Genomic DNA, 23,437 nt, shown 5'->3' on the forward strand with positions numbered 1-23,437 from the left:
GATATACCTCTTTCATTCACATCGTTTAAAGAATATAATAAGGAGAGTCAAATAATTTTAAAATTTATAAATGATGTGACGAAAAATAGGCAGCTAAGGGAAAGGGGCAACAAAAGTGAACATTGAAAAGTTTCAGGAGAGTATGTACAAGCTGATTGTTGAAACTTCAACAAAACTTCCAAAAGATGTTCGCCGTGCAATAAAGGAAGCGAAAGAACGTGAAAACGCCGGAACACGTGCGGCCATGAGCCTTGCAACGATTACCAGCAATATTAAAATGGCAGATGAAAACGCTTCACCTATCTGCCAAGATACAGGTTTGCCGACTTTTAAAATTAAAACTCCTGTCGGGGCTAATCAAATTGCAATGAAAAAAGCAATTCAAAATGCAATTGCCCTTGCTACAAAAGACGGAAAACTTCGGCCAAATTCGGTTGATTCATTAACCGGAGACAACAGCGGGGATAATCTTGGGGAAGGTACACCCGTCATTAAATTTGAACAATGGGAAAAAGATTATATAGATGTTCGGCTGATTTTAAAAGGGGGCGGCTGTGAAAACAAAAATATCCAGTACAGCCTGCCATGTGAATTGGAAGGATTGGGCCGTGCCGGCCGTGATCTTGATGGAATTCGCAAATGCATTCTTCACTCTGTTTATCAGGCGCAAGGTCAGGGGTGCAGTGCCGGCTTCATCGGTGTAGGAATTGGCGGAGACCGTTCTTCCGGCTACGACCTTGCAAAAGAACAGCTTTTCCGTTCTGTTGATGACGTGAATCCTAATGAAGATCTGCGCAAACTTGAAGAATACATTATGGAAAATGCCAACAAGCTTGGAATCGGTACAATGGGATTTGGCGGAGAAACAACTCTACTTGGCTGTAAAATCGGTGTCATGAACAGGATTCCTGCCAGTTTCTTTGTGTCTGTAGCTTATAATTGCTGGGCGTTCCGTCGCCTTGGTGTTATTGTTGATCCTCAAACGGGAGAGATTAAAGAATGGATGTATCAAGATGGTGAAATGGTGGATTTTGCAGAGTCTCCTGCCGCTCAGGAAACTGCCGCAGCTATAGAAACCGCTCCTGAAGTCATCACTTTACAGGCGCCGATCACTGAGGAACAAATCCGCTCCCTTAAAGTTGGAGATGTCGTCCGGATTGACGGAATGATTTACACTGGCCGTGATGCCATTCACAAATATTTAATGGACCATGATGCACCGGTCGATCTTGACGGACAAATTATTTACCACTGCGGCCCGGTTATGTTAAAAGATAAAGAAGGCAAATGGCATGTAAAAGCTGCAGGCCCGACAACAAGTATCCGTGAGGAGCCTTACCAAGGTGACATCATGAAAAAGTTCGGCATTCGTGCCGTCATCGGGAAAGGCGGAATGGGTTCGAAAACACTTGCAGCATTGAAAGAACACGGAGGAGTGTACCTAAATGCCATCGGTGGTGCAGCACAATATTATGCAGACTGTATTAAATCGGTAGAAGGCGTAGACCTATTGGAATTCGGAATTCCGGAAGCAATGTGGCATTTAAAAGTAGAGGGCTTTACAGCAGTTGTAACGATGGACTCGCACGGAAACAGCCTTCATCAAGATATAGAAAAATCCTCATTAGAAAAACTGGCTCAATTTAAAGAACCTGTTTTTAAGTAATTATAATTGGGGCCAGTGAGGGTCAGGCCCGCTCCGCTTTAAAGTATTAACGCATTAATGTATCGCGGGCCAGACCCTCACTGCTTTAAAGCGTTAATGGATCGAGGGTCAGGCCCGCTCTACTAGTGTTAAAGCCTACAATATTTGATATTTAGTTATATGTACTACAATGATTAGAGGATATTATGTTCAGTATAAGAACATATATCCTCTTTTTTCATACATAATGGTTTCATTATTTAAATATTGGAAATATGGTCTACTTTGTATACAATGAACGAAACATATGCTTGTTTTTTGAAAAGAAGGAGGACCCTAACTTCAAAGAATAATTTCAAAATTATTAGTATTCAGCCAAAAATATTCGGTTTGAAGTGAAAAGTCCAACTGTCAACTTGGAAATCAAGTATGTGTGGTATCACAAGTTGTTTTGGGTTGAATGGACTTTCACAAGTGCGTTTAGTCCTTATATCACAAATAGTTCTAATATTAAAAACAGTCTATAATACAGTTAGAATAATTTTATTTACGAGGGGATTTTTATGGAACTAATTACAAGTAAAGTAATGATCATCTCTTCATTTTTAGTAGTAATAACAATGGTTGAGACTTTAGCCTATTCAACGAGGATTTCAGGGGCAAGAGTAAAGTTAATCGCAACTGCAATATCTTTGTTTAGTACATTAGTGGTCGTTTCAAGATTATCTACAACAATTCAACAACCTTTAACAGCAAAACTTATTGCAGAAGCTCCAGATTTAAATAAGTTAAGTTTTATAGAGGAGCAGTATAGAATTTTAATTGGAGTAACATCAATTGGAGTTTTACTGGGAATTTTGCTTTTTCCGACATTTATCAACGTCTTCTCAAGGGCCATCGTTCAATTGTCAAATGCACGAGGATCGATGATAACTTTATTTTTTAAGTTCTTTAATATAGAAGGTTTTAAAAAAGTTCTAAAATGTTTTAGATTACCGAGATTTACCTACCTAAAAGGGATTACCTTAAAAACAATACCTAAACGTCTTTTTATGATTAATATCATTATTTCTGCTATATTTACTACTGGTGTACTCTCTTCAATATATGCTTCATTGTTAGTTCCGAAAGATTATTCACAGGCTGCATTAATGTCATCTGGGATTATAAATGGAATAGCAACAATTTTGTTAACTTTGTTTATTGATCCAAAAGCCTCCGTATTAGCAGATAGAGTAATGAAAAATCAAATTGATTATATTTATTTAAAAAGTTACTCTTTGACAATGGTTAGTTCAAAATTTTTAGGTACAATCGTGGCTCAATTTTTGTTTATTCCCGCTGCCTACTATGTCGCTTGGTTTGCCAAGTGGATTTAATGAAGATTTTATTCCACTAACAGGGGCATTAATTTAAAAAGAAAGGACATTACATTTTAGTCATATAAAATATGTAATGTCCTTTAATTTATTTATATTTTTTAAAATATGGTCTTGATTAAAATTTATCTATCCTTTTTTTGCTTTTTTATTGAAGGAATGATTTTTCCTGTCTTACAAAAACTAAGGGAAATGCGTGACAAAAGGAGGAGCAGCCGATGAAAAAATCCTGCCGTGTTCTGATCACTTTCATTTCCCTGTTTTTGTTTTTAGCGGGAAATGCTTACGGAAGTCCCTCTAACTCGGCCATCCATTGGGGATTTAAGAAAGGCGGAAATGGAAAGCCAGCCGAGGCTGGGAAAACATTAGATGATCTGCTTGAAAAGTATGGAGCTGTTTATAAAGGGGATCCAAATAAAAAGGATATTTACTTAACATTTGATAATGGTTATGAAAACGGCTATACGGCAAAAGTATTAGATGTTTTAAAAAAAGAGCAAGTGCCAGCCGCCTTTTTTATTACAGGACATTATTTAGAAAGTGAACCTGAACTTGTTAAGCGGATGGCTAAAGAAGGCCATATTATCGGGAACCATTCATGGTTTCATCCCGATTTAACGCAAGTAAGCGATGAAAGGCTTAAGAGCGAATTGGAAAAAGTCCGGGCCGAAACCGAGAAACTAACCGGTCAAAAGCAAATGGCCTATCTTCGTCCGCCAAGAGGGATTTTCAGTGAAAGGACACTTGAACTTGCGAAACAACAAGGTTATACACACGTATTTTGGTCGCTTGCTTTTATTGACTGGCATGTTGATCAGCAAAAAGGATGGAAATATTCTTATGATTCGATCATGAAGCAAATTCATCCGGGAGCCATTCTCCTTCTCCATACTGTCTCAAAGGACAATGCTGAAGCACTTGAAAAAGTCATTAAAGATCTAAAAAAACAGGGATACCAATTTAAGAGCTTGGATGATCTCATGATGGACAACGCGTTAGGCGAAAGAATGCTATATTAAAATGCCAACCCGAATTCTAAATGAATTTGGGTTTTTATTTTTGGGGCTAGGCCCGTACTACTTTAAGGCATTAACGCTGTACTGCTGAGCGGGCCTGACCCTCACCCCTTTAAAGCGTTAACGCTGTAGTGTTGAGCGGGCCTGACCCGCTCTCGTTTAAAGCGTTAATGTAGTGAAGGGAGTGTTGTTATTTTTGTAAGTGTAATTGTTGCTAAATGGATCTAGAATAATGCTATAATACGGGAAAAATGATAAAGGACGGATGGCGTCTTGAAAAAGCTTCAAATTAAAGGCCCTTACAATTTTGATCTAGTGTTGGACAGGCTTTCGCTTGATCCTCTGAATGCAGTAGACAAGCCGAATCGCAGTGTGAAAGTGCCTATATTAATTGACGGGCAGCCATTTGTAGCAGAGGTAACGGCCACCGGAACGACAGAGAAGCCGGAATTTAAAATATCCGGATTAGATGATCCATTCAAGGAAAAAGCCATAAAAAGACTGACTCATATATTCCAATGGCATATACCTCTTGAGAATATCCATGCTCATTTTCAAAACACCGCATTAAAAAAGATATTTGAAGAAAATTACGGGACACCGCTTGTCCTCGATTTTGACCCGTTTAACTGTTTATTGAAAAGCATCATCCATCAGCAATTAAATCTTGCCTTTGCACATACTTTAACAGAACGCTTTGTGAAGACTTACGGTTTCCAGAAAGAAGGGGTTTGGTTTTACCCTCTTCCTGAAAAAGTAGCTGAATTAACTGTAGAACAGCTTCGTGAATTGCAATTCAGCGGACGAAAGAGCGAGTATGTGATCGGGATTGCTAAAGAAACCACAGAAGGAAGGATTCGATTTGACGACCTGGAAATGAAATCAGATGAGGAAATAATGGAGCAATTTATCAAACTCCGCGGTGTCGGGCCGTGGACTGTCCAAAACTTTTTAATTTTTGGGCTGGGTCGTCCAAACCTTTTTCCAACGGCTGATATTGGAATCCAAAATGCCTTAAAGAAGCTGTATAATTTAGAAAGAAAACCGACTTTAGAAGAGATGAATGAATATAAAAAAAGCTGGGCTCCCTATTTAAGCTACGCATCGCTGTATTTATGGAGAAGCATTGAATGAGAACCAAAACAGAGATCGGCTTTTTTTCAAAAACTTTATTAATGCCCGGAGCCGGCTGCTATAGATGGAGTGAAACACCATGAAAAATGAGCAAACATTGAAAATAAATTTGAAACAAACGTTTCCCTTGACAATTAAGAGGCTTGGCATAAACGGTGAAGGGGTAGGATACTTCAAAAAGCAAGTAGTATTTGTACCCGGAGCCTTGCCTGGAGAAGAAATTGTTGCAGAAGTTACAAAAGTTCATCCTAAATATGCTGAAGCCAAAATCAAGAAAATCCGCAAAAAATCTGAGTATCGCGTGAAGCCTCAATGTCCGATTTATGAAGAGTGCGGCGGATGCCAGCTTCAGCATTTGCGCTACGACCAGCAGCTAAAAGAAAAACGGGATATCATCATCCAATCATTAGAACGCCACACAAAACTGCAAGTGGAGAAAATTGAAATTAGAGAGACAATTGGGATGGAGAATCCGTGGGGGTACCGGAACAAAAGCCAATTTCAGCTTGGAACGAAGGATGGAAAAGTGCTGGCCGGTTTGTACGGGTTAAATTCCCACCGCTTGATTAATATCGAACAATGTGCCGTTCAGCACCCTTTAACAAGCAAGGCAACGGAGACGGTGAAAAATATTTTACAAGATCTAAACATTCCTATTTATAATGAGAGATCAAGAAAAGGAATTGTAAGAACGATTGTTGCGAGGGCAGGAGTCACTACAGGCGAACTGCAAATTGTTTTGATAACGTCTGTCAAAGAACTGCCGAAAAAAGACCTGATTATTCAGGAAATCAAAAAGCGCTTGCCTGAAGTCAAATCGATCGTCCAAAACATCAATGGCCAAAAAACATCGCTAATCTTTGGAAAAGAAACAGAAACACTTGAAGGAAAAGATTTTATCCAGGAAACACTGGGCGACCTTTCCTTTGAATTATCAGCACGAACATTTTTTCAATTAAACCCTGAGCAAACAGTCAAACTTTACAACCAAGTAAAGAAAGCAGCTGCTTTAACCGGTAAGGAAAAAGTCGTTGATGCTTATTGCGGTGTCGGAACGATCGGGTTGTGGCTAGCAGACGGAGCTTCAGAGATTCGCGGCATGGACGTGATTGAAGAATCGATTGTCGATGCGAAGAAAAATGCTGCCCGTCACGATGTGAACCATGCAACATACGTGACAGGAAAAGCAGAAGAATGGCTTCCAAAATGGCTGAAAAAAGGCTGGAAACCGGACGTCATTATCGTCGACCCGCCGAGAACAGGCTGTGATGACCGATTCTTGCAAACCGTGTTAAAAGTTGAACCGAAAACTTTTGTATATGTCTCTTGCAACCCGTCAACATTGGCGAAAGACATCCAAACTCTAAGCAATAAATATCATGTTGAATATATCCAGCCGGTTGATATGTTCCCGCAAACGGCACATGTGGAGTGCGTTTCACGGCTAGTGTTAAAAAATGATTGAGCGTGTTTAAACTTTTACACACTCAATCGGTGCAAATTTGTAGTGAATTTTAACATTTTGGTTGTTATCTACTTCTATCCGTTCAATAAACCGTAAAACCATTTCAGTAGTAAGCGTTTTGAAGGATAGAAATTCATCTAATTGCTTTCTGATGGTTGATAAGTCGGTGGTGGACTGACTGTCAACCATCGCTTTTTTTATTGTTGACTTTTCCATCTCTAGCTGTTGTAACTTATCTTGCACCATGGAAACAAAATCGTGGTAATCTTCCTTTGAAATATCTCCGCTGATGAATTTTTGTAGGGCATTTCTTTTCAAGTCCATTTGTTTTTGTATTTGCTTTTCAATGGTTTGTAGTCGAACTGCGTTCTTTTTCTGCAACTCATGGACTTTGTTTTTTATTTGATTTTCAGTATCAAGACGTTCGAAACTTTCGTAGATGCTTTTGAGGTATGTTAGGATAGTTTCAATTAGTTGCTGTTCTTTAATGGCGTGATGACTACAAGCTATATTTCCGTGTTTGGCATAGTTACCGCAAATATATCCTTTGCGGTTATGTCTGTACCACATGCTTGCCCCACAATCAGCACAGTAAAGAATATTTGTGAAAAGATGTTTTGGAGCTTTTGTTCTCCCTTTACCTCTTCGCGCTTTGCTTTCAAGTAGCTTTTGGGCTTGTTCAAATACTTCCTTTGAAATAATCGGTTCATGGGTGTTAGGTACAATAATCCATTCGTTTTGGGTGTTTACTTTTCGTTTCTTGTTCGTGATGTTGGTTGAGGTTTCTCTGTTTTGAACAAGGTCGCCCACATAGTGGGGGTTAGAAAGTATTTTTTTAATAGTTGTACCTTGCCAATAAAGCCCTGCGTTACTTTTCCCCGCAACCTGTGCTGGGGTAGGAACTTGCTTTTTAGTCAGATACCTTGCTATTTTGTCATGTCCCCAACCTTCTAAATACTTGTTGAAAATCTCCCTAACTACCTCTACAGTGTAGTCATCTCTGATGATTAGTTTCCCATCTTGTAACTTATAACCGTATGGTGCAATGCTACCCAAAAACTTTCCGCTTTTGTACTTCATGTGAAATACAGACTTTATTCTGTCGCTAATGCGCTGGCTTTCACTTTCATACACCCAAGCGTATAAGCCAAACATAGTTTGCTTAGAAAGGTCTTGTGTATCTACTCTGCCATCTAAAGTAATTAATCGAACACCTTTCGTTTCCGCAATTCGCTTTAGTTGGTACAACAATTCGACATTACGCCCTAGTCTGCTTAACTCTTTAGCCACTATTATGTCAAATTGTTTGTTTTCAGCATCATTGATTAATCTTTTTAACCCTTCACGGTTATCAGTAGTACCTGTTTGAACATCTATATAGAAGTCATACAGATCATAGTGGTTTTCTGTTATGAAGTTTAAAATCAGCTGTTTTTGATTTTCCGGTGACTCCTTTTGTCCTTCTTTGTTAGTAGAAACTCTTATATATCCTGCTACTTTCATTCTTTGTCGCCCCCATTTTTAGCGGCGACTATATCTACTTGTGTATTATTGTAAGCGGCGTTTACCATTTTCTCAATTTCTTTTTCTAATAGTTGAGCCATTAATGACATAAAATTTGCTGTTCCTTTAAATACTCTTTCAATTGTCATGGTTGTTTCCTCCTTCCACCCTAGTAATCGTTTTATAGGTAGAAAGAGTTGCGATGATTTTTCATGGAAAAAAGATGTTGGAAATGTAAAATAAGTTAATTAGAGTTTATATTGGTATACGTACATAGGAAGGAGAGAGGTTTTATGCAAGGACAAGTTACAACAAAAACAGTAAAAGCGGGAAAGCCACAAAAAGACAGATTAGGTTCGGCTATAGCATCTATGATATTAGGAATTTTTGCGTCCATATTTACTCTTTTCGCAATTATAACTTCGGTAAACGAAAGTTATATGGGGTATACTTCAGATATAGGTGCAACATATATGTAAGCGCCAAATATCCCACACCTTCTAACCATTTTGATGTTTTGTGATAATTAGATCAACATCAAAAGTTAGGAGGTTTTTATTTTTATGTCCCCAGATGAACGAAAACAATTGTGGCAACAACGAATCGAATCTTATCGATCTAGTGGAGAGTCAAGTATAAAAGCTTGGTGCAAACAAAATCAAGTAAGTCATCAAAGTATGTATAAATGGATGAAAAGACTAGAGTTAGAGACAACTGAAACTTCACGGACTTCCCCTCAATGGCTAACTGTTGAAGTATCCCATCCGTTGGATGAAAAAAACTCCCCGCTCATCGTTAACATTGGGGAATTTTCCATCGAAGTAAAAGAAGGTTTCAATCCACTCCTTTTCAACGAAGTGGTTCAGGTGCTGAAAACACATGTTAAGTAAAACATCCATTCAACATGTTTATTTAGCAGCGGGGGCAACGGATTTACGCAAGTCGATTGATGGATTAGCAGCCATTGTTCAAATGAGCTTTCAGTTAAATCCTTTCTCTTCTAATCTCTTTGTTTTCTGTAATCGGAAACGAGATAAATTGAAAATTCTCCATTGGGATCACAATGGGTTTTGGTTGTACTATCGTCGTTTAGAGAAAGGGGTCTTTCAATGGCCTGATGAAAGAACTCCCGGCCCTTTGTGCATCACTCCCCGCCAATTCAGTTGGTTGCTCGATGGTCTTTCATTTGAACAAAAACAAGCACATGAACAAGTATCAGCTAAAATCATGGTTTAAAAGGAATTTGACATTGACCTGTCAATTCCTTTCCTTTATTCTTTAACTTATGAACAAACACAAACAAACCAATGAATCAACAATTGAAGAACTGCAAGCGAGAAATGCGGAACTCAAAAAACAAAATGAAGCCTTACAGGCTAAAATCAAATGGTTGGAAGAACAATTCCGCCTTAGCCAACATAAAAAATTTGGGGCTTCCAGTGAAAAAACGAATCCGGATCAACTCGAACTTCCTCTTTTTAATGAAGCTGAAATCACAGCGGATACAGAAGTGGAAGAACCTACACTTGAAACCATTACTTATAAACGGAAGAAGTCTGTAGGACAACGCGATGCGAAACTAGAGAACTTGCCGACGGAAACGATTCACTATCGTTTAGCCGAAGAAGAGCAGGTTTGTTTGTGTTGCGGTGGAACCGTACACGAAATGAGTACGGAAATACGAAGAGAAATCAAGATTATTCCTGCTCAAGTAAAAGTCGTTGAGCATGTTCAACATATTTACAGTTGCCGTCAATGTGAACGGGAAGGAATCGAGACACCGATTGTCACGGCCAAAATGCCAACACCAATTTACCCAAAAAGTTTGGCATCTGCATCGGCTATGGCCTATATCATGAACCAAAAATACGTGGAAGGAATGCCTCTTTATCGTCAAGAAAAGCAGTTGGAACGATTCGGTGTGTATTTATCACGCCAAACGCTCGCCAACTGGATGATTTATGGTGCAACCAATTGGCTTTCCATTTTACATAAACGGATGCATGAGCTATTACTCGAAAACGATATTCTACATGCGGATGAAACTACACTTCAAGTTCTAGCAGAACCTGGACGAAAAGCGAATTCGAAGTCCTATATGTGGATGTATCGAACAGGACGAGACGTACCGCCGATCATCTTATATGATTATCAAACGACTCGTCACAGTAAACATCCGAAGGCTTTTCTAAAAGGATTTAAGGGATATCTGCATGTAGATGGATATGCAGGATATCATGAATTAAAGGATGTCGAACTGGTAGGGTGTTGGGCACATGCAAGGCGAAAATTCGATGAAGCACTGAAGGCATTACCAGCCAATGTGGATAAAACATCATCAACCGCTGCAGAAGGAATTCAATTCTGTAATCAATTATTCCAGATTGAAAGACAAATCAGTGAAAAATTTGAGAACTGTACTCCCAAACAGCGCAAAGAATACCGTCTTGAACACAGTAAACCTGTGTTAGACGCTTTTTTGGCATGGCTAAAAACAAAACGCCCTTATGTTCCCCCAAAAAGCAAATTGGGAGAGGCAATTACATATTGTATAAATCAATGGAGTAAGCTCATAGTGTTTTTAGAAGATGGTCGACTTGAAATCGATAATAATCGTGCAGAACGATCGATTAAACCATTCGTGATGGGCCGGAAGGCATGGCTATTTGCACAATCGATGAAAGGTGCATCAGCCAGCGCTATTATTTATAGCATTGTCGAAACAGCTAAAGAGAATCAATTAAATCCATTGAACTACTTAACCTATCTTTTCGAACAATTACCATTGATAGATCACAATGATGTAGAAGCCATCGATCAACTCCTTCCTTGGTCGAAGACAATTCCAGAAGAATGTCGCATACCAAATAAAACTAAATAGAGCATATAATAAACGCCCACGAAAAAACACGTGGGCGTTATTTTACGCTTACACATATATGATAATTGCAGGTGTTTTTTCCCTAGTAGGTTTTCCTATGGGGTTACGGGCTAGGAAGTCAACTAGAGGTAGAGGTATGGCTATTGCAGGAATAATCCTAACGTTTTTTCCGTTTATGTTTTTGATATTAGCTTTAATAGCTTTTTTACTGCTCCTCTTTTAAGAAGATTTTATGTAAGAAGATTTTATGTTTTGAATGGTTAGGGAGGGGTATAAACTAGGAAACATTTTAGAAGGCTATAAAGGACGTTTCTGTGCGTTTAGTGAGGTTTTACGTTCCCCCGCCGTTGAAAAGGTTGCAAACGGCAAGCGGGTGGGCGGAACATACAAAACTAAAAAGTAAATTTACTTTGACTATTAAACTCCCTAAACTCTTTACCCTCCCTCTATGTCCCATAAAGAAAGAGAGAGTCAAGCGTTCGCCAGCGGCGGACGCTGTTTATTCTCTCTCTTGATTTTTTAATGAAAGAAAAGATATGTTTATTAAATGATTATTATTAGTGCGACTATGAGTCTGTTCGCAATAGTTTTAACAGACTTTCTGTCGTTTCGCAATAGTTTCAACAGACTTTATGTCATTTCAACAGACTTTCACGTTTATTAGTGTCTTGAACCGACTTTAAGTCTGTTGAGCATGAAGTTTGTTTAAACTTTTCTTCAAACTCTTTTTGCATAAAGGTGATGTTAGACTAAAAAGTAGACACAGATTATTATTGTAATAATAGACTGAAAAATGAGGTGTCTACATGACAAAAAATCAAAGGCGGTACGAGGAAGACTTTAAGCGTCAAACTGTTCGTTATATTTTGGAGGAAGCGAAATCCGTTGCACAAGTTGCCCGTGAGCTCAAAATAAACGAAAATACTCTTCACGGCTGGGTGAAAAAATATAAGCAAGAACCTGAAATATCAGAAACCCAAACTTTTCGATCTGAAGACCACGAAGTTCGTGAATTGAAGAAACGTATTCGGGATCTGGAGGAGGAAAACTCCATATTAAAAAAGGCGATGCACTTCTTCGCGAAAGACCATCGGTAAAATATTCATTTATCCATGAACATCGCTTCGATTACCGATTGGAGAAGATGTGCGAGGTATTGAAAGTTTCTCGAAGCGGTTATTATAAATGGCGTGATCGTCCCAAAAGTGCTAGACAAGAACGTCGAGAAGAATTGACGCAGGAAGTGCGTCGTGTGTATATTGAATCCCGCCAACTGTATGGGAGTCCAAAGGTTACCAAAAAGCTCAATCATGAAGGATGAATCGGCTACACTTAACTGGACAAAAAAATTAAGGTCAGGTAGACTAACCATCCAATCTGGGTATACTGCTAATCAAGCATAAGAGATCCCATACCAGCAACTTTACTAGGAGAGGCGGGTATGCTAGCCTGTTTGGCAAGCCAGATGTTTTCATCATCTGGTTTCCTGGCTGGGAAAGCATGCCCGTAGAGGCTCCTTGTCAAGTTGCGGTGTTTACCCTCTAAATTTGGAAGTCTACTTCATCTCATTCAGTTAATGGAGGTACGCCGATATGACGAGAGCTAGAAGAACATTTACTCCCGAATTTAAAGCTCAAATGGTCAAACTATATGAAAGTGGTAAGCCTAGAAAAGACATTATAAGTGAATACAATTTAACGCCTTCGGCATTAGACAAATGGGTGAAACAGAGCCAAACATCTGGTTCATTTAAAGAGAAGGACAACCGAACACCTGAAAAAGAAGAACTGATCAAGCTTCGTAAAGAAAATCAGCGTTTACTGATGGAGAATGATATTTTAAAGCAAGCTGCGCTGATACTAGGACGAAAGTAAATGTGATTAAAAATAATCGTCACAAATACTCGATATCAGCAATGTGCGACGTCCTACAACTCCCAAGAAGTACCTATTATTATGAAGCAAAAGAGCAATCTAAATCAGATGATGAACTTACTGTTACCATAATCGATATTTTTCATAAAAGCCGCCAGAACTATGGCACTCGTAAGATAAAACATGAGTTGAAAAAACTCGGTAAAATTGCATCCAGAAGACGTATTGGCCGAATCATGAAAGAAAATGGGCTAGTATCAAAATATACAGTTGCCCAGTTTAAGCCACATGTGGATAAATGTAATGAATCTAAAGTTGAAAATGTGTTGAATAGGGAATTTGATCAACAAAAGGAATTAACGGTTGTAGTCAGTGATTTAACATACGTAAGGGTCCAAAAAAATTGGCATTACATATGTCTATTTGTTGATCTTTACAATAGAGAAATTGTTGGACATAGTGCCGGTCCTAATAAAGATGCTGGACTAGTCTACCAAGCCTTATCAACGATTAAAGCTGATTTAAGACAAATTCAACTATTTCACACAGACCGAGGAAACGAGTTTAAAAACAAGACAATCGATGAAGCTTTAGATACATTCGAGATTAAACGGTCGTTAAGCATGAAAGGTTGCCCATATGATAACGCAGTAGCCGAAGCCACATTTAAAATTATCAAGACAGAATTTGTAAAAGGTAAATATTTTGAAAGTTTAGAACAGTTAAAGTTGGAATTAGACGATTATGTTCATTGGTTTAATCATATAAGAATTCACGGATCACTGGGGTATTTAAGCCCAATTGAATACAAAATAGAACACCTTAAAAAAATTGTCTAGTCTAGTGTTGACATACCAGGAATTAAGGTTTCACAGAAGACGGTTTCCCGCATAATGAAAGAAGAGGGAATGAAGTCTCGTACCGTGAAAAAGCATAAGGCAACCACTAACTCAAAACATAACCATCCGGTCCATGAAAATGTCTTAAACCAAAATTTTACTGTTACAAAACCAAATGAGGTGTGGGTAGTGATATCACATATGTTCCAACGGATGAAGGTTGGCTTTATCTAGCTAGTATTATGGATTTGTATTCAAGGAAAATAGTCGGCTGGCATATAGACTGTTCAATGAAAAAGGAGCTAGTGTTGAGCGCTTTAAAGCAAGCATATCAGCGTCAACAACCACAAGGATCTATCCTCCATCACTCTGATCGAGGGAGTCAATATGCTTCAAATGACTATCAAGCTAAGCTAATTGAATACGGTATGAAATGTAGCATGAGTCGCAAAGGAAATTGTTATGACAACGCTTGTATTGAATCATTTCATGGGATCATAAAAAAAGAACTAATCTATCAGACTCGTTATAAAACAAGGGAAGAAGCAAAAAAGAGCATATTTGAGTATATAGAAATATTTTACAATAATAAACGTATTCACTCAGCAACAGAGTATTTTTCACCATCCGAATACGAACGTATGTACTATAAAAAGGGAGCTTAATGAGCATATTAATAGAAAAGTGAGACCCGAAAATTTACCTTTTAAAAATAATTAGGACAACGTCGTAATTATTTTTAAAAGGCCACCAAGCGATAGCGCGGTAGCTGCTAAAAATTTATAAATTTTTGTGTCTACTTTATTGACCTAATATCAAAAGCACATTTTTACTTTCGAGGAACCTCGAAGTCTGAAAAGCCTTGGACACCTACTAATGTCCAAGGCTTTTTTACATAATGACCAAATAAATGGCAGATGCTAAAATGATTCGATAAATGGCAAAAGGAACAAGTTTTACTTTATTGATCAATTTTAAAAAGAAACGAATGGAAATCAGGGCAAATACAAATGCACTGATAAATCCCGCAATGAAAAAGGGAACAGCGTCTAACGTGAAGTATTGCCAGTTCTTAATCAATGAAAGGCCACTCGCTCCCAGCATGACCGGTACGGCCATAATAAACGTAAAATCGGATGCTGCACGATGGCTTAGACCTAAGAGAACGCCTCCGGAAATGGTAGAGCCGGATCGAGAAAAACCCGGCCACAAAGCAATACATTGGAATAAGCCGATCGCTAGTGCCTGCTTATATGTAATTTGGTCTACGCTTTCTACTTTTGGCTGAGCTGGTCTAAACCAATCAGCCACCAACATTAAAATCGCCCCTACGACTAATCCGATGAGCACTGTATTTATAGAAAATAAATGTTCATCGATATAGTCTTCAAATAATAAACCAAGTATAGCTGCCGGCAATAGGCCAATTATTACTTGTTTCAATTCTAATTTATGCTCATGCTCTTGGTTTTCCGTTGGATCTTTCTTTAATCCAAGTAAACTCATAAACCGATCTTTAAATATAATGACAACGGCTAAGATGGAACCTAATTGAATCACCACTTTAAATGTATTTGCCACTTCTGGTGAAAATAATTCTTTAGATTTAAACATGATGTCATCCACGATAATCATGTGACCAGTTGATGATACAGGTGCAAATTCTGTTAGTCCTTCAACGATTCCTAAGATAATGGCGACAAAAATTTCCCACAAATTCATTTTTTCTCCTTTACAGACAGCCAAATAAGATGTATAAATCTCGGATTGCTGTTTTCTCTTTTTCTCTCAAATAAACGTAACCGTAAAATAGTTCCCACCTATTAACCTAGATGACACTTTGAGATAATCTCTTCAAATCAATATTTGAGGAGGTTTTTTGATGTCTCGAGCAGAATTGCGAAAAGAATGGGAACTTCGGATCGCTGAGTTTAGGGCAAGTGGACAAACCCAATCCAAATGGTGTGCTAACAATAATGTGAAGCTCCATCAATTAAAATATTGGCTTAAGAAAATTGAAAACACAAATCGGATCTCAGCACCATCACCTAAATGGGTCTCGGTCACAATGGATGAACAATATGCCGAATCAAAAGACACTTCATTATCCTTACAGATTAAAATAGGTCAAGCATCCATAGAGGTTAAACCAGGTTTCGACCCATCTTTCCTTGCGGAAGTCGTCAGGACGTTAAGATCGCTATGTTAAACGAAACAATGATCGCGAATGTTTACCTCGCCCGAGGGAGTACAGATTTGCGCAAATCCATTGATGGATTGGCTGCGTTGGTGAAAGAAGGGTTTGATCTAGACCCCTTTTCGCCTAGCTACTTTGTCTTTTGTAATCGTAATCGGGATAAACTGAAAATCCTTCATTGGGAGCACAATGGCTTTTGGCTCTATTATAGACGTTTAGAGCGCGGAAAATTTCAATGGCCAACGGAAGAAAGTGATGTACCGCTAAAATTAAGCCGCCGCCAGTTCCGTTGGTTACTTGATGGACTTCCACTTGAACAGCGCCAGGCTCATCCTGAAGTTACCGCGAGGACAGTCATATAAAATCATATTTTTTTTATTTACACACCAATTTTTAAAAGGGATTGATCATAATTTGTCGAATAGATAAAGTATGAAAAAGACAACGAAAACACCCACCCAACCAACTGAAAATCTTCAAAAACGATGTGAATCCCTTGAAAAGCAAGTCGCTGAACTGACTGTAAAACTAAAATGGTATGAGGAACAGTTTCGCCTCAGCCAAAAAAGACGATTCGGCTCTTCAAGTGAAAAAACACATTCCGATCAACTAGAGCTTTCGCTCTTTAATGAAGCAGAGGTAGAAGCAGCCTCCAATTTAGAGGAGCCTGCTTCTGAAACCATTACCTACCGTCGTCGTAAAAAACGTGGTCAACGTGAAACGATGCTAGAAGACCTGCCTACGGAAACGGTTGAATACCGCCTTTCCGCAGAAGATCAGGTCTGTTCGTGCTGCGGTGGATCTTTACATGAAATGAGCACGGAAGTGCGTCAAGAAATCAAAGTCATTCCAGCTGAAGTAAAAGTGGTTAAGCATGTCCGTTATGTCTACGCCTGTCGCCGTTGTGAACGTGAGGAGATCCATACACCGATTGTCACAGCGTCTATGCCGGCACCTGTCTATCCGGGCAGTTTAGCTTCTCCTTCAAGTATGGCGTATGTGATGAGTCAAAAATATGTGGAAGGGCTGCCTCTTTATCGCCAGGAAAAGCAGTTTGAGCGATTTGGGTTTACATTATCCCGGCAGACGATGGCGAACTGGATGATCTATGGCGCAGATCAGTGGTTACGTTTAATTTATGATCGGATGAAGGATCATTTACTTAAACAGGAGATTCTCCATGCGGATGAAACCACTTTGCAGGTGCTCCATGAACCAGGTCGAAAGGCAACATCCACTTCTTATATGTGGCTTTATCGCACTGGAAGAGAAGGTCCGCCGATTACTCTTTATGATTACCAACAGACACGGGGAAAGGAACATCCTCGCAAATTTCTGAATGGTTTCAAGGGCTACCTTCATGTGGATGGCTACTCTGGTTATCAAGGGGTGCCTCATGTGACCCTGGTAGGTTGCTGGGCGCATGCAAGGCGTAAGTTTGATGAGGCCTTAAAGGTTTTACCGGCTTCAAAACAATCCGCTTCGGTAGCTGCCAAGGAAGGGCTCAATTTCTGTAACCAACTTTTTGCGATTGAGCGTGACTTAAAGGATTCAACTCCTGAAGAACGCCATAAAAGTCGTTTGGAACGCAGCCAGCCAGTGCTGGATGCTTTTTCAGCATGGCTAAAAACGCAAAGGTCAAAAGTCCTCCCAAAAAGCGCCCTTGGCCAGGCAATCCAATATTGCCTGAACCAATGGGATAAATTAGTGGGCTTTTTAAAAGATGGTCGGTTAGAAATCGATAATAACCGTAGCGAACGTTCAATCAAACCATTTGTAATTGGCCGCAAAAATTGGTTGTTTGCCAACACCACACGGGGCGCTCAAGCCAGTGCAACGATTTACAGTATTATTGAGACAGCTAAAGAGAATGACTTAAATCCATTTACCTATCTCACCTATCTTTTTGAGAAACTACCAAACATGGATACTAAAGATAAAGATGCCTTGGATCAATTAATGCCTTGGTCATCAACGATCCCATTAGTTTTTCGAGTGTTTAAAAAGAATACTTAAATCATAACTAAATCCCCATCTACTTATAGGTGGGGATTATTTGACGCTTACAAATAAACTTAACCATACATATAGAGCAAGTCTACTATCTGGCATTATAACAAAACTTTATTATAATCTGTATGTTCTAAACATTTCCAGTTAATATATGAAATAGGAAAAAAGCTTGGGTTTAGTATGAATCCAAGCTTTTTCACATTGCTAAAAAAGGGGGTTTCTCCTTTATTTTTTAAATAAATGGATCATCTATATTCTTAGTCCTCATCATCAGTAAAATCACCAAAATCCATACCTGCTAAATCAAAATCCTCTTCATCTAAACCTAAGGACTCTGTCGCATCTTCTAACATTTCATCTACACCGAAGCTATCCATCATTTCATTTAATAACATACCACCCAAGACACCCATCGCCATTCCTCCAACCATGCTTCCAATGCTACCCGATATACCGCTTTTGTGATAAAGTTGATGAACATAGGAAAATGGTTGTCTATACAATTCCGGTTGTTGGACTATTTCTACAATATACTCTTTGAGAGAGGAAACTAACTTATCTTCATTCTCTAGTAATTCTTTTGACAAAACAAACTCTCGTTTTGCTTCAATTTCTCCGTAGCCAGACCGACAATCAACTTCCATCCAAACTTGGATTCCTGTTTCAACATAAGCAAAGCGGATTTCTAATTCATTGATTTGGCCCGCAAATAACTGCGTAGGAAAAAACTCAAACTCTTGACCATATGCATCAAGCTTTCCTGAAGTAGATTTTTCTCGGAAACCTAGACGGGAAAGAGCATTAAAAATGGATTGAATTTCTTTCGATGCTCCAATTGTAACATAATCAATATCTGTCCGATCAACGCCTCCCTCAATATCAAGATGGGTATCAAAGTAATAAGAAACAGGCCCTCTTGATAACGGAAGAGTTGGTGGTATACGATAATGAAATGGAAAACGTTTTTCTTCCTTTTTTGAAATAACAAACGATCCGGTTAATGGTACCATTTCAACTTCACGTGAAATAGATTGGCCATTCTTTGTTGTAACAATCATCATAAACTTAACTGCAAGCTGATTAATCTTTTGATCTACTTCGCCCCCCTTTAAAATAACCTCTCCTTGTACAACTTCATTAATTTCATAAGGACGATTTTCAATTTGTAAATCTACTGTCGCAGCTCCCTTACCTAATTTCGCTAAGAATTTCTTGAGCATTCTCTTGTCTCCTTTCAGTCAATTCTTTCTTTTTATAATTAAATTAGGAATAATAAATAACTGGATGATCATCTCAAGATTGTTTATATTTTATTTTTCATTCTATCTCACTCATTTTAAATTTTAATGAGATCTCTACACAAAATATATTATGATCAACAAATGTTCATTAAATTGTCACTTTAAATGAAAACCAGATTTTCGATATAATGTGTTGTATAATAATAATAATAGCTTAGAATTTTGAAACCTTTTGTTACATCTTACGTATAACATAACAAATTGGTTTTACTTTTTGTCAAACCATCACGTTATACTTGATTATTTTAAGGGGGTGATTCGATGGGGCTAAAAAATACCGAATTGGCGAACTTGCAGAATTGGCGAATGTTACAAAGCGTACCATCGATTATTACACAAATTTAGGATTACTAAAAGCAGAACGTACTGCTTCTAATTATCGTTATTACTCTCAAGAAGCATTAGAAGATTTAAGGTTTATCGAAGCCTGTAAAAAGCAACAACTAACCTTGCAGGAAATCAAAGAAGCACTTGTAAGGAGAAAACAAGGAAAGCAGACTGACATTGTTAATCAAGCAAATGATATAGCAAATCAAATTCATCACTTAAAAGAAAAAATTGAAGATTTATTGCCTTTAATTGAAAATCTTAATGAAAAAGAACGAAAACACATTACAAAAAGGCTGTCACCTGAAAGTATAACACTCATTCAAACTTTACTCATGTTATTAGGTTAAAAAGGAGGAACCAAACATGTTTTTTCATCCAATGGATTTCTTGATTCTTATTGCATTTGGACTTTCGATTTGGGCACAATTCAAAGTAAAAGGAAATTTCAATAAGTGGTCAGAGGTACCAACACGTTCTGGGTTAACCGGTGCTGAGGTGGCAAGACGCATTCTCGATCGGAATGGCTTGCATCATGTTCCTGTTGAAGTAGTTCCAGGTACTTTAACAGACCATTATGATCCGCTTAGTCGTGTTGTTCGTTTATCTGAACCCGTTTACTACGGATCATCCATTGCTTCGATTTCTGTTGCTGCTCACGAAGTTGGTCATGCGATTCAACACCAGCAATCTTACGGAGCATTAGTCTTACGCCACCGTATGTTCCCGTTAGTGAACTTTACATCCGGAATTGCTCCATTTTTGTTGTTAGGCGGATTTTTATTCCAAAGCCTCTCACTGATCGGTATTGGAATTATCTTTTTCTCAGCAGCTGTTGCCTTCCAATTAATTACTCTGCCTGTTGAGTTTAATGCCAGCTCAAGGGCTAAAAATTTAATGTTGGCTGAAGGAATTATGTATAATGAAGAGGAAAAAGGCGTTAATAAAGTGTTAAATGCTGCTGCTTTAACATATGTAGCCGCTGCTTTAATTTCCGTCTTAGAGTTAATCAAATATGTCATGATTTTCTTCCAGGGACAAGGACAAACAGAAGAAGAGTAAAACAAGATTTTTAACCATTTTTCATTTAATAGGAGGTGCTCCTGACTCGTTTCGTCTATACGAGTCAAGGATAATCAGTGGAAATAGTTAACCTGATATTAGTTGCCATTTTAATCGGACTTACGGCATTTTTCGTTGCTTCCGAATTTGCCATGGTAAAAATCAGATCGACACGAATCGATCAATTAGTCGCAGAAGGAAATAAAAATGCGATTGCCGCCAAAAAAATTATTTCGAACTTAGATGAATACTTGTCCGCCTGCCAGTTAGGTATTACAGTGACAGCATTGGGATTAGGATGGTTAGGTGAACCAACCGTTGAACACCTGTTGCATCCTTTGTTCGAAAAGCTAAATTTAGATGAGTCTCTTGTAAGCATTCTTTCTTTTACTTTTGCCTTTGTATTGATTACGTTTTTACACGTCGTAGTCGGTGAGTTGGCTCCAAAAACGTTTGCCATTCAGAAAGCAGAATCCATTACAATGTTATGTGCACGTCCTTTAATGTTCTTCTATAAAGTCATGTACCCATTTATTTGGGCATTAAATGGTTCAGCACGTGCATTTACAAAATTGTTTGGCTTTAAGCCGGCATCGGAACATGAAGTGGCTCACAGTGAGGAAGAGCTGCGTATCATCCTTTCGGAAAGTTATGAGAGAGGTGAAATCAATCAGTCTGAATTCAAATATGTAAATAACATTTTTGAATTCGATGACCGGCTTGCCAAAGAGATTATGGTTCCCCGTACAGAAATCGTCAGTGTTTCAAAGGATGACACCATTGAAGACTTCTTAAAAATGGCAAAACATGAAAAATTTACTCGTTATCCTGTTGCTCTTGAAGGAGATAAAGACCACATCATAGGATTGGTCAACATAAAGGAAGTATTAACAGACTGTATTCATGGGATGGATATAAAAGAAAAAACAATTGAATCTTATACGAAGCCAATCATCCAGGTAATTGAATCCATTCCCATCCACAATCTATTACTAAAAATGCAGAAAGAACGTATTCATATGGCCATCTTGATGGATGAATATGGTGGAACAGCCGGGCTTGTAACCGTTGAGGACATTTTGGAGGAAATCGTAGGTGAAATTCAAGATGAGTTCGACATCGATGAAGTACCTGAAGTTCAAAAAGTACAAGAAAATCACTATATTTTTGACTCCAAGGTTTTAATTGATGAAGTGAATGATTTATTGGGAACAAATATTGAAGAAGAAGATATGGATACAATTGGCGGCTGGATGCTCACCCAGAACTTCGATCTTGAAAAAGGTGAATCTGTGGTGTTTGGTGGATATGAGTTTAAGGTACTTGAAAGAGAGGAACACTATATTAAACGAATTGAAGTTTTTCCAACCAAGGTCGATCCTGAGGTTCTACAAGAAACAGAGATAACGTCCTAATAGTATAAAGAAAAGGCATGTACAAACAAGAGTGTACATGCCTTTTTATAATGGACCCATAAAACTAGACACGAAATGAGGAGATGTTAAAGTAGGTTTATGAAAGAAAACGATATACACCAGAGTTTAAATCCCAGATCGTGCTAGAGGTCCTAAAAGAAGAAAAAACTATGAGTGAAATTGCTTCCTCTCATGGAATCCATGTGAATCAGATCCGGCAATGGAGGAATGCGTTTCTTGAACAAATTGCCCCAGTTGTTTGCGAAAGAAAATAAGAAAGTAGATCAAATGAAGGCTGTCTATGAACAACAAATTGAAAACCTTTATGCCGAAGTCGGTCGTTTAACCACGCAATTGTCGTGGCTTAAAAAAAAATCTGGCCTTAAGGAGTAGGGCAGAACGTATTGACATGATTGATTGGGACGATGCAGAACTCCCTATTGCCACCCAGGCTGAATTGCTCGGACTCAATCGGTCCAGCTTGTATTATAAGCCTGTGGAGCCTTCTCCTGAAGAAGTGTTCATCAAGCACCGAATTGATGAAATTTACACCAAGTATCCGTTTTTTGGCTCCCGGCGGATCACGGCCGTTCTGAATGAAAACGGGTTACACATTAACCGAAAGGCCGTTCAGCGCCATATGAGGGAGATGGGGATTGCCGGGATTTCACCTGGCCCCAACCTTAGTAAGCGCAACCTGGAACACCGGATTTATCCCTATCTTCTTAGAAATCTCGACATCACTCACCCCAACCAGGTATGGGGGATTGATATCACTTACATCCGGCTTCAACGCGGTTGGATGTATCTCGTCGCCATTATTGACTGGTATTCCCGTTACGTCGTTAGTTGGGAGCTGGATCAGACGCTGGAAATCGATTTTGTCCTTGAAGCCGTCAAACGGGCGCTGTCGCACGCTCAACCTGAGATTATAAACAGTGATCAGGGCAGCCACTTCACCAGCCCGAAATATACCGAGCTGGTACTGGATAAGAAAGTTCAAATCAGTATGGACAGCAAAGGTCGGGCTCTTGACAATATCATTACCGAGCGATTGTGGCGGACGATTAAATATGAAGAGGTCTACTTGAAGGAATACGAGAGTCCAAGAGAAGCAAGAAAAGAGATCAATAACTATCTCCATTTCTATAACCATGAACGCCCTCATCAATCATTAGGCTATAAACCACCTGCCTCTGTTTATGGCCTGTGAGTGATTCATCCTTTATAGAGGATCCTTCTCACGGGAGAACCTGTCAAGGATTCGGCAGAGCCCTCGCTTCGCTCGCCCTTGACAGAACCTCCCCTGAGAAGGAAAAATAAAAGCAGGATGAATCACTCCAAAAAAATGTGTACTCCCACTTTATTGGCCTCAATGAGCACCCC

At 38.8% G+C, this 23,437-nt stretch carries 22 protein-coding genes and 2 pseudogenes; 20 read left to right on the top strand and 4 right to left on the bottom strand.

Going from position 1 to position 23,437, the window contains the following annotated elements:
* Positions 1–115: 115 nt before the first annotated feature.
* The 5 genes from C0966_RS01005 (at position 116) to rlmD (ending at position 6,639) form a co-directional block, all read left to right on the top strand.
* Positions 116–1,666 (top strand): fumarate hydratase, encoded by a 1,551-nt coding sequence (locus C0966_RS01005; protein WP_274853316.1) that lies wholly within the window; start codon positions 116–118, stop codon positions 1,664–1,666.
* A 542-nt stretch (positions 1,667–2,208) separates the two neighbouring features.
* On the top strand, positions 2,209–3,024 hold the full coding sequence (locus C0966_RS01015) for a lipid II flippase Amj family protein (protein WP_274853317.1): 816 nt from the start codon (positions 2,209–2,211) through the stop codon (positions 3,022–3,024).
* 218 nt (positions 3,025–3,242) lie between these two features.
* Positions 3,243–4,043 carry a delta-lactam-biosynthetic de-N-acetylase gene (gene pdaA / locus C0966_RS01020; protein WP_274853318.1) on the top strand — a complete coding sequence of 267 codons (801 nt, stop codon included), beginning with the start codon at positions 3,243–3,245 and terminating at the stop codon, positions 4,041–4,043.
* A 270-nt stretch (positions 4,044–4,313) separates the two neighbouring features.
* On the top strand, positions 4,314–5,174 hold the full coding sequence (locus tag C0966_RS01025; RefSeq protein ID WP_274853319.1) for a DNA-3-methyladenine glycosylase family protein: 861 nt from the start codon (positions 4,314–4,316) through the stop codon (positions 5,172–5,174).
* Positions 5,175–5,253: 79 nt separating this feature from the next.
* Positions 5,254–6,639 carry a 23S rRNA (uracil(1939)-C(5))-methyltransferase RlmD gene (gene rlmD / locus C0966_RS01030; RefSeq protein ID WP_274853320.1) on the top strand — a complete coding sequence of 462 codons (1,386 nt, stop codon included), beginning with the start codon at positions 5,254–5,256 and terminating at the stop codon, positions 6,637–6,639.
* A 6-nt stretch (positions 6,640–6,645) separates the two neighbouring features.
* Here rlmD and C0966_RS01035 read toward each other — a convergent pair whose 3' ends face one another.
* Entirely contained in the window at positions 6,646–8,142 is a 1,497-nt protein-coding gene (locus tag C0966_RS01035; RefSeq protein WP_274853321.1) for a recombinase family protein, read from the bottom strand.
* A complete protein-coding gene (locus C0966_RS01040) occupies positions 8,139–8,291 on the bottom strand; it encodes a hypothetical protein (protein ID WP_274853322.1) in 153 nt (50 codons plus the stop codon). Before C0966_RS01040 ends, C0966_RS01035 begins: the two co-directional genes overlap by 4 nt.
* Positions 8,292–8,435: 144 nt before the next feature.
* On the opposite strand from C0966_RS01040, the gene C0966_RS01045 reads away from it, so the two are divergent.
* From C0966_RS01045 to C0966_RS01075, 8 genes and pseudogenes are all read left to right on the top strand, one after another.
* Complete coding sequence (locus C0966_RS01045) at positions 8,436–8,621, top strand: hypothetical protein (protein ID WP_274853323.1); 186 nt, start codon at positions 8,436–8,438, stop codon at positions 8,619–8,621.
* Between the two features lie 84 nt (positions 8,622–8,705).
* Positions 8,706–9,032, top strand: a complete 327-nt coding sequence (gene tnpA / locus C0966_RS01050; RefSeq protein WP_274853324.1) for an IS66 family insertion sequence element accessory protein TnpA — start codon at positions 8,706–8,708, stop codon at positions 9,030–9,032.
* On the top strand, positions 9,022–9,378 hold the full coding sequence (gene tnpB / locus C0966_RS01055) for an IS66 family insertion sequence element accessory protein TnpB (RefSeq protein ID WP_096549681.1): 357 nt from the start codon (positions 9,022–9,024) through the stop codon (positions 9,376–9,378). Before tnpA (C0966_RS01050) ends, tnpB (C0966_RS01055) begins: the two co-directional genes overlap by 11 nt.
* A gap of 49 nt (positions 9,379–9,427) precedes the next feature.
* Entirely contained in the window at positions 9,428–11,023 is a 1,596-nt protein-coding gene (tnpC, locus tag C0966_RS01060; protein ID WP_274853325.1) for an IS66 family transposase, read from the top strand.
* 806 nt (positions 11,024–11,829) lie between these two features.
* Positions 11,830–12,120 carry a transposase gene (locus C0966_RS01065; RefSeq protein ID WP_274853326.1) on the top strand — a complete coding sequence of 97 codons (291 nt, stop codon included), beginning with the start codon at positions 11,830–11,832 and terminating at the stop codon, positions 12,118–12,120.
* A 47-nt stretch (positions 12,121–12,167) separates the two neighbouring features.
* Complete coding sequence (locus C0966_RS18630) at positions 12,168–12,344, top strand: IS3 family transposase (protein WP_425535908.1); 177 nt, start codon at positions 12,168–12,170, stop codon at positions 12,342–12,344.
* A 271-nt stretch (positions 12,345–12,615) separates the two neighbouring features.
* Positions 12,616–13,736, top strand: a protein-coding gene (locus tag C0966_RS01070; RefSeq protein WP_274853327.1) for an IS3 family transposase whose coding sequence is annotated in 2 segments (ribosomal slippage) — positions 12,616–12,862 and positions 12,862–13,736 — 1,122 coding nt in all. Because the reading frame shifts where the segments join, the coding sequence is not laid out codon by codon here.
* An 18-nt stretch (positions 13,737–13,754) separates the two neighbouring features.
* Positions 13,755–14,401 (top strand): annotated as a pseudogene (locus C0966_RS01075) (IS3 family transposase); the annotation flags it as partial.
* 226 nt (positions 14,402–14,627) lie between these two features.
* Here the strand turns inward: C0966_RS01075 and C0966_RS01080 are convergent.
* Positions 14,628–15,458 carry an undecaprenyl-diphosphate phosphatase gene (locus C0966_RS01080; RefSeq protein WP_274853328.1) on the bottom strand — a complete coding sequence of 277 codons (831 nt, stop codon included), beginning with the start codon at positions 15,456–15,458 and terminating at the stop codon, positions 14,628–14,630.
* 160 nt (positions 15,459–15,618) lie between these two features.
* Here C0966_RS01080 and tnpA (C0966_RS01085) point away from each other — a divergent pair, with 160 nt between their 5' ends.
* The 3 genes from tnpA (C0966_RS01085) (at position 15,619) to tnpC (C0966_RS01095) (ending at position 17,949) form a co-directional block, all read left to right on the top strand.
* Positions 15,619–15,945, top strand: coding sequence for an IS66 family insertion sequence element accessory protein TnpA (gene tnpA, locus C0966_RS01085; protein ID WP_274853329.1), 327 nt, complete (start codon positions 15,619–15,621; stop codon positions 15,943–15,945).
* Entirely contained in the window at positions 15,939–16,295 is a 357-nt protein-coding gene (gene tnpB, locus C0966_RS01090; protein WP_274853330.1) for an IS66 family insertion sequence element accessory protein TnpB, read from the top strand. Before tnpA (C0966_RS01085) ends, tnpB (C0966_RS01090) begins: the two co-directional genes overlap by 7 nt.
* 70 nt (positions 16,296–16,365) lie before the next feature.
* Positions 16,366–17,949: an IS66 family transposase gene (gene tnpC / locus C0966_RS01095; protein WP_274853331.1), complete on the top strand. Its 1,584-nt coding sequence runs from the start codon at positions 16,366–16,368 to the stop codon at positions 17,947–17,949.
* A 254-nt stretch (positions 17,950–18,203) separates the two neighbouring features.
* On the opposite strand, the gene C0966_RS01100 is transcribed toward tnpC (C0966_RS01095), so the two are convergent.
* Positions 18,204–19,166 carry a sporulation protein gene (locus C0966_RS01100; protein ID WP_274853332.1) on the bottom strand — a complete coding sequence of 321 codons (963 nt, stop codon included), beginning with the start codon at positions 19,164–19,166 and terminating at the stop codon, positions 18,204–18,206.
* A 362-nt stretch (positions 19,167–19,528) separates the two neighbouring features.
* Between C0966_RS01100 and C0966_RS01105 the strand changes: the two genes are divergently transcribed.
* The 4 genes and pseudogenes from C0966_RS01105 (at position 19,529) to C0966_RS01120 (ending at position 23,264) form a co-directional block, all read left to right on the top strand.
* The gene (locus tag C0966_RS01105) at positions 19,529–19,924 is read left to right on the top strand and encodes a MerR family transcriptional regulator (RefSeq protein ID WP_274855688.1); all 396 of its coding nucleotides are present in this window, start codon (positions 19,529–19,531) and stop codon (positions 19,922–19,924) included.
* A 16-nt stretch (positions 19,925–19,940) separates the two neighbouring features.
* The gene (locus C0966_RS01110; protein WP_274853333.1) at positions 19,941–20,636 is read left to right on the top strand and encodes a zinc metallopeptidase; all 696 of its coding nucleotides are present in this window, start codon (positions 19,941–19,943) and stop codon (positions 20,634–20,636) included.
* Between the two features lie 77 nt (positions 20,637–20,713).
* Positions 20,714–22,051: a hemolysin family protein gene (locus C0966_RS01115; protein WP_274853334.1), complete on the top strand. Its 1,338-nt coding sequence runs from the start codon at positions 20,714–20,716 to the stop codon at positions 22,049–22,051.
* A gap of 137 nt (positions 22,052–22,188) precedes the next feature.
* Positions 22,189–23,264: pseudogene (locus C0966_RS01120) on the top strand (IS3 family transposase).
* Positions 23,265–23,437 lie beyond the last annotated feature (173 nt).

The organism is Bacillus methanolicus, assembly GCF_028888695.1.
Lineage (GTDB): Bacteria > Bacillota > Bacilli > Bacillales > Cytobacillaceae > Bacillus_Z > Bacillus_Z methanolicus_B.

Coding starts and splice junctions, on each gene's coding strand:
- tnpC (WP_274853325.1), top strand. CDS start 9,428: ATGAACAAACACAAACAAACCAATGAATCAACAATTGAAGAACTGCAA.
- rlmD (WP_274853320.1), top strand. CDS start 5,254: ATGAAAAATGAGCAAACATTGAAAATAAATTTGAAACAAACGTTTCCC.
- tnpB (WP_096549681.1), top strand. CDS start 9,022: ATGTTAAGTAAAACATCCATTCAACATGTTTATTTAGCAGCGGGGGCA.
- tnpC (WP_274853331.1), top strand. CDS start 16,366: ATGAAAAAGACAACGAAAACACCCACCCAACCAACTGAAAATCTTCAA.
- tnpA (WP_274853324.1), top strand. CDS start 8,706: ATGTCCCCAGATGAACGAAAACAATTGTGGCAACAACGAATCGAATCT.
- C0966_RS01040 (WP_274853322.1), bottom strand. CDS start 8,291: ATGACAATTGAAAGAGTATTTAAAGGAACAGCAAATTTTATGTCATTA.
- C0966_RS01015 (WP_274853317.1), top strand. CDS start 2,209: ATGGAACTAATTACAAGTAAAGTAATGATCATCTCTTCATTTTTAGTA.
- C0966_RS01035 (WP_274853321.1), bottom strand. CDS start 8,142: ATGAAAGTAGCAGGATATATAAGAGTTTCTACTAACAAAGAAGGACAA.
- C0966_RS01110 (WP_274853333.1), top strand. CDS start 19,941: ATGTTTTTTCATCCAATGGATTTCTTGATTCTTATTGCATTTGGACTT.
- C0966_RS01045 (WP_274853323.1), top strand. CDS start 8,436: ATGCAAGGACAAGTTACAACAAAAACAGTAAAAGCGGGAAAGCCACAA.
- C0966_RS01100 (WP_274853332.1), bottom strand. CDS start 19,166: ATGCTCAAGAAATTCTTAGCGAAATTAGGTAAGGGAGCTGCGACAGTA.
- C0966_RS01080 (WP_274853328.1), bottom strand. CDS start 15,458: ATGAATTTGTGGGAAATTTTTGTCGCCATTATCTTAGGAATCGTTGAA.
- pdaA (WP_274853318.1), top strand. CDS start 3,243: ATGAAAAAATCCTGCCGTGTTCTGATCACTTTCATTTCCCTGTTTTTG.
- tnpA (WP_274853329.1), top strand. CDS start 15,619: ATGTCTCGAGCAGAATTGCGAAAAGAATGGGAACTTCGGATCGCTGAG.
- C0966_RS01065 (WP_274853326.1), top strand. CDS start 11,830: ATGACAAAAAATCAAAGGCGGTACGAGGAAGACTTTAAGCGTCAAACT.
- C0966_RS18630 (WP_425535908.1), top strand. CDS start 12,168: ATGTGCGAGGTATTGAAAGTTTCTCGAAGCGGTTATTATAAATGGCGT.
- tnpB (WP_274853330.1), top strand. CDS start 15,939: ATGTTAAACGAAACAATGATCGCGAATGTTTACCTCGCCCGAGGGAGT.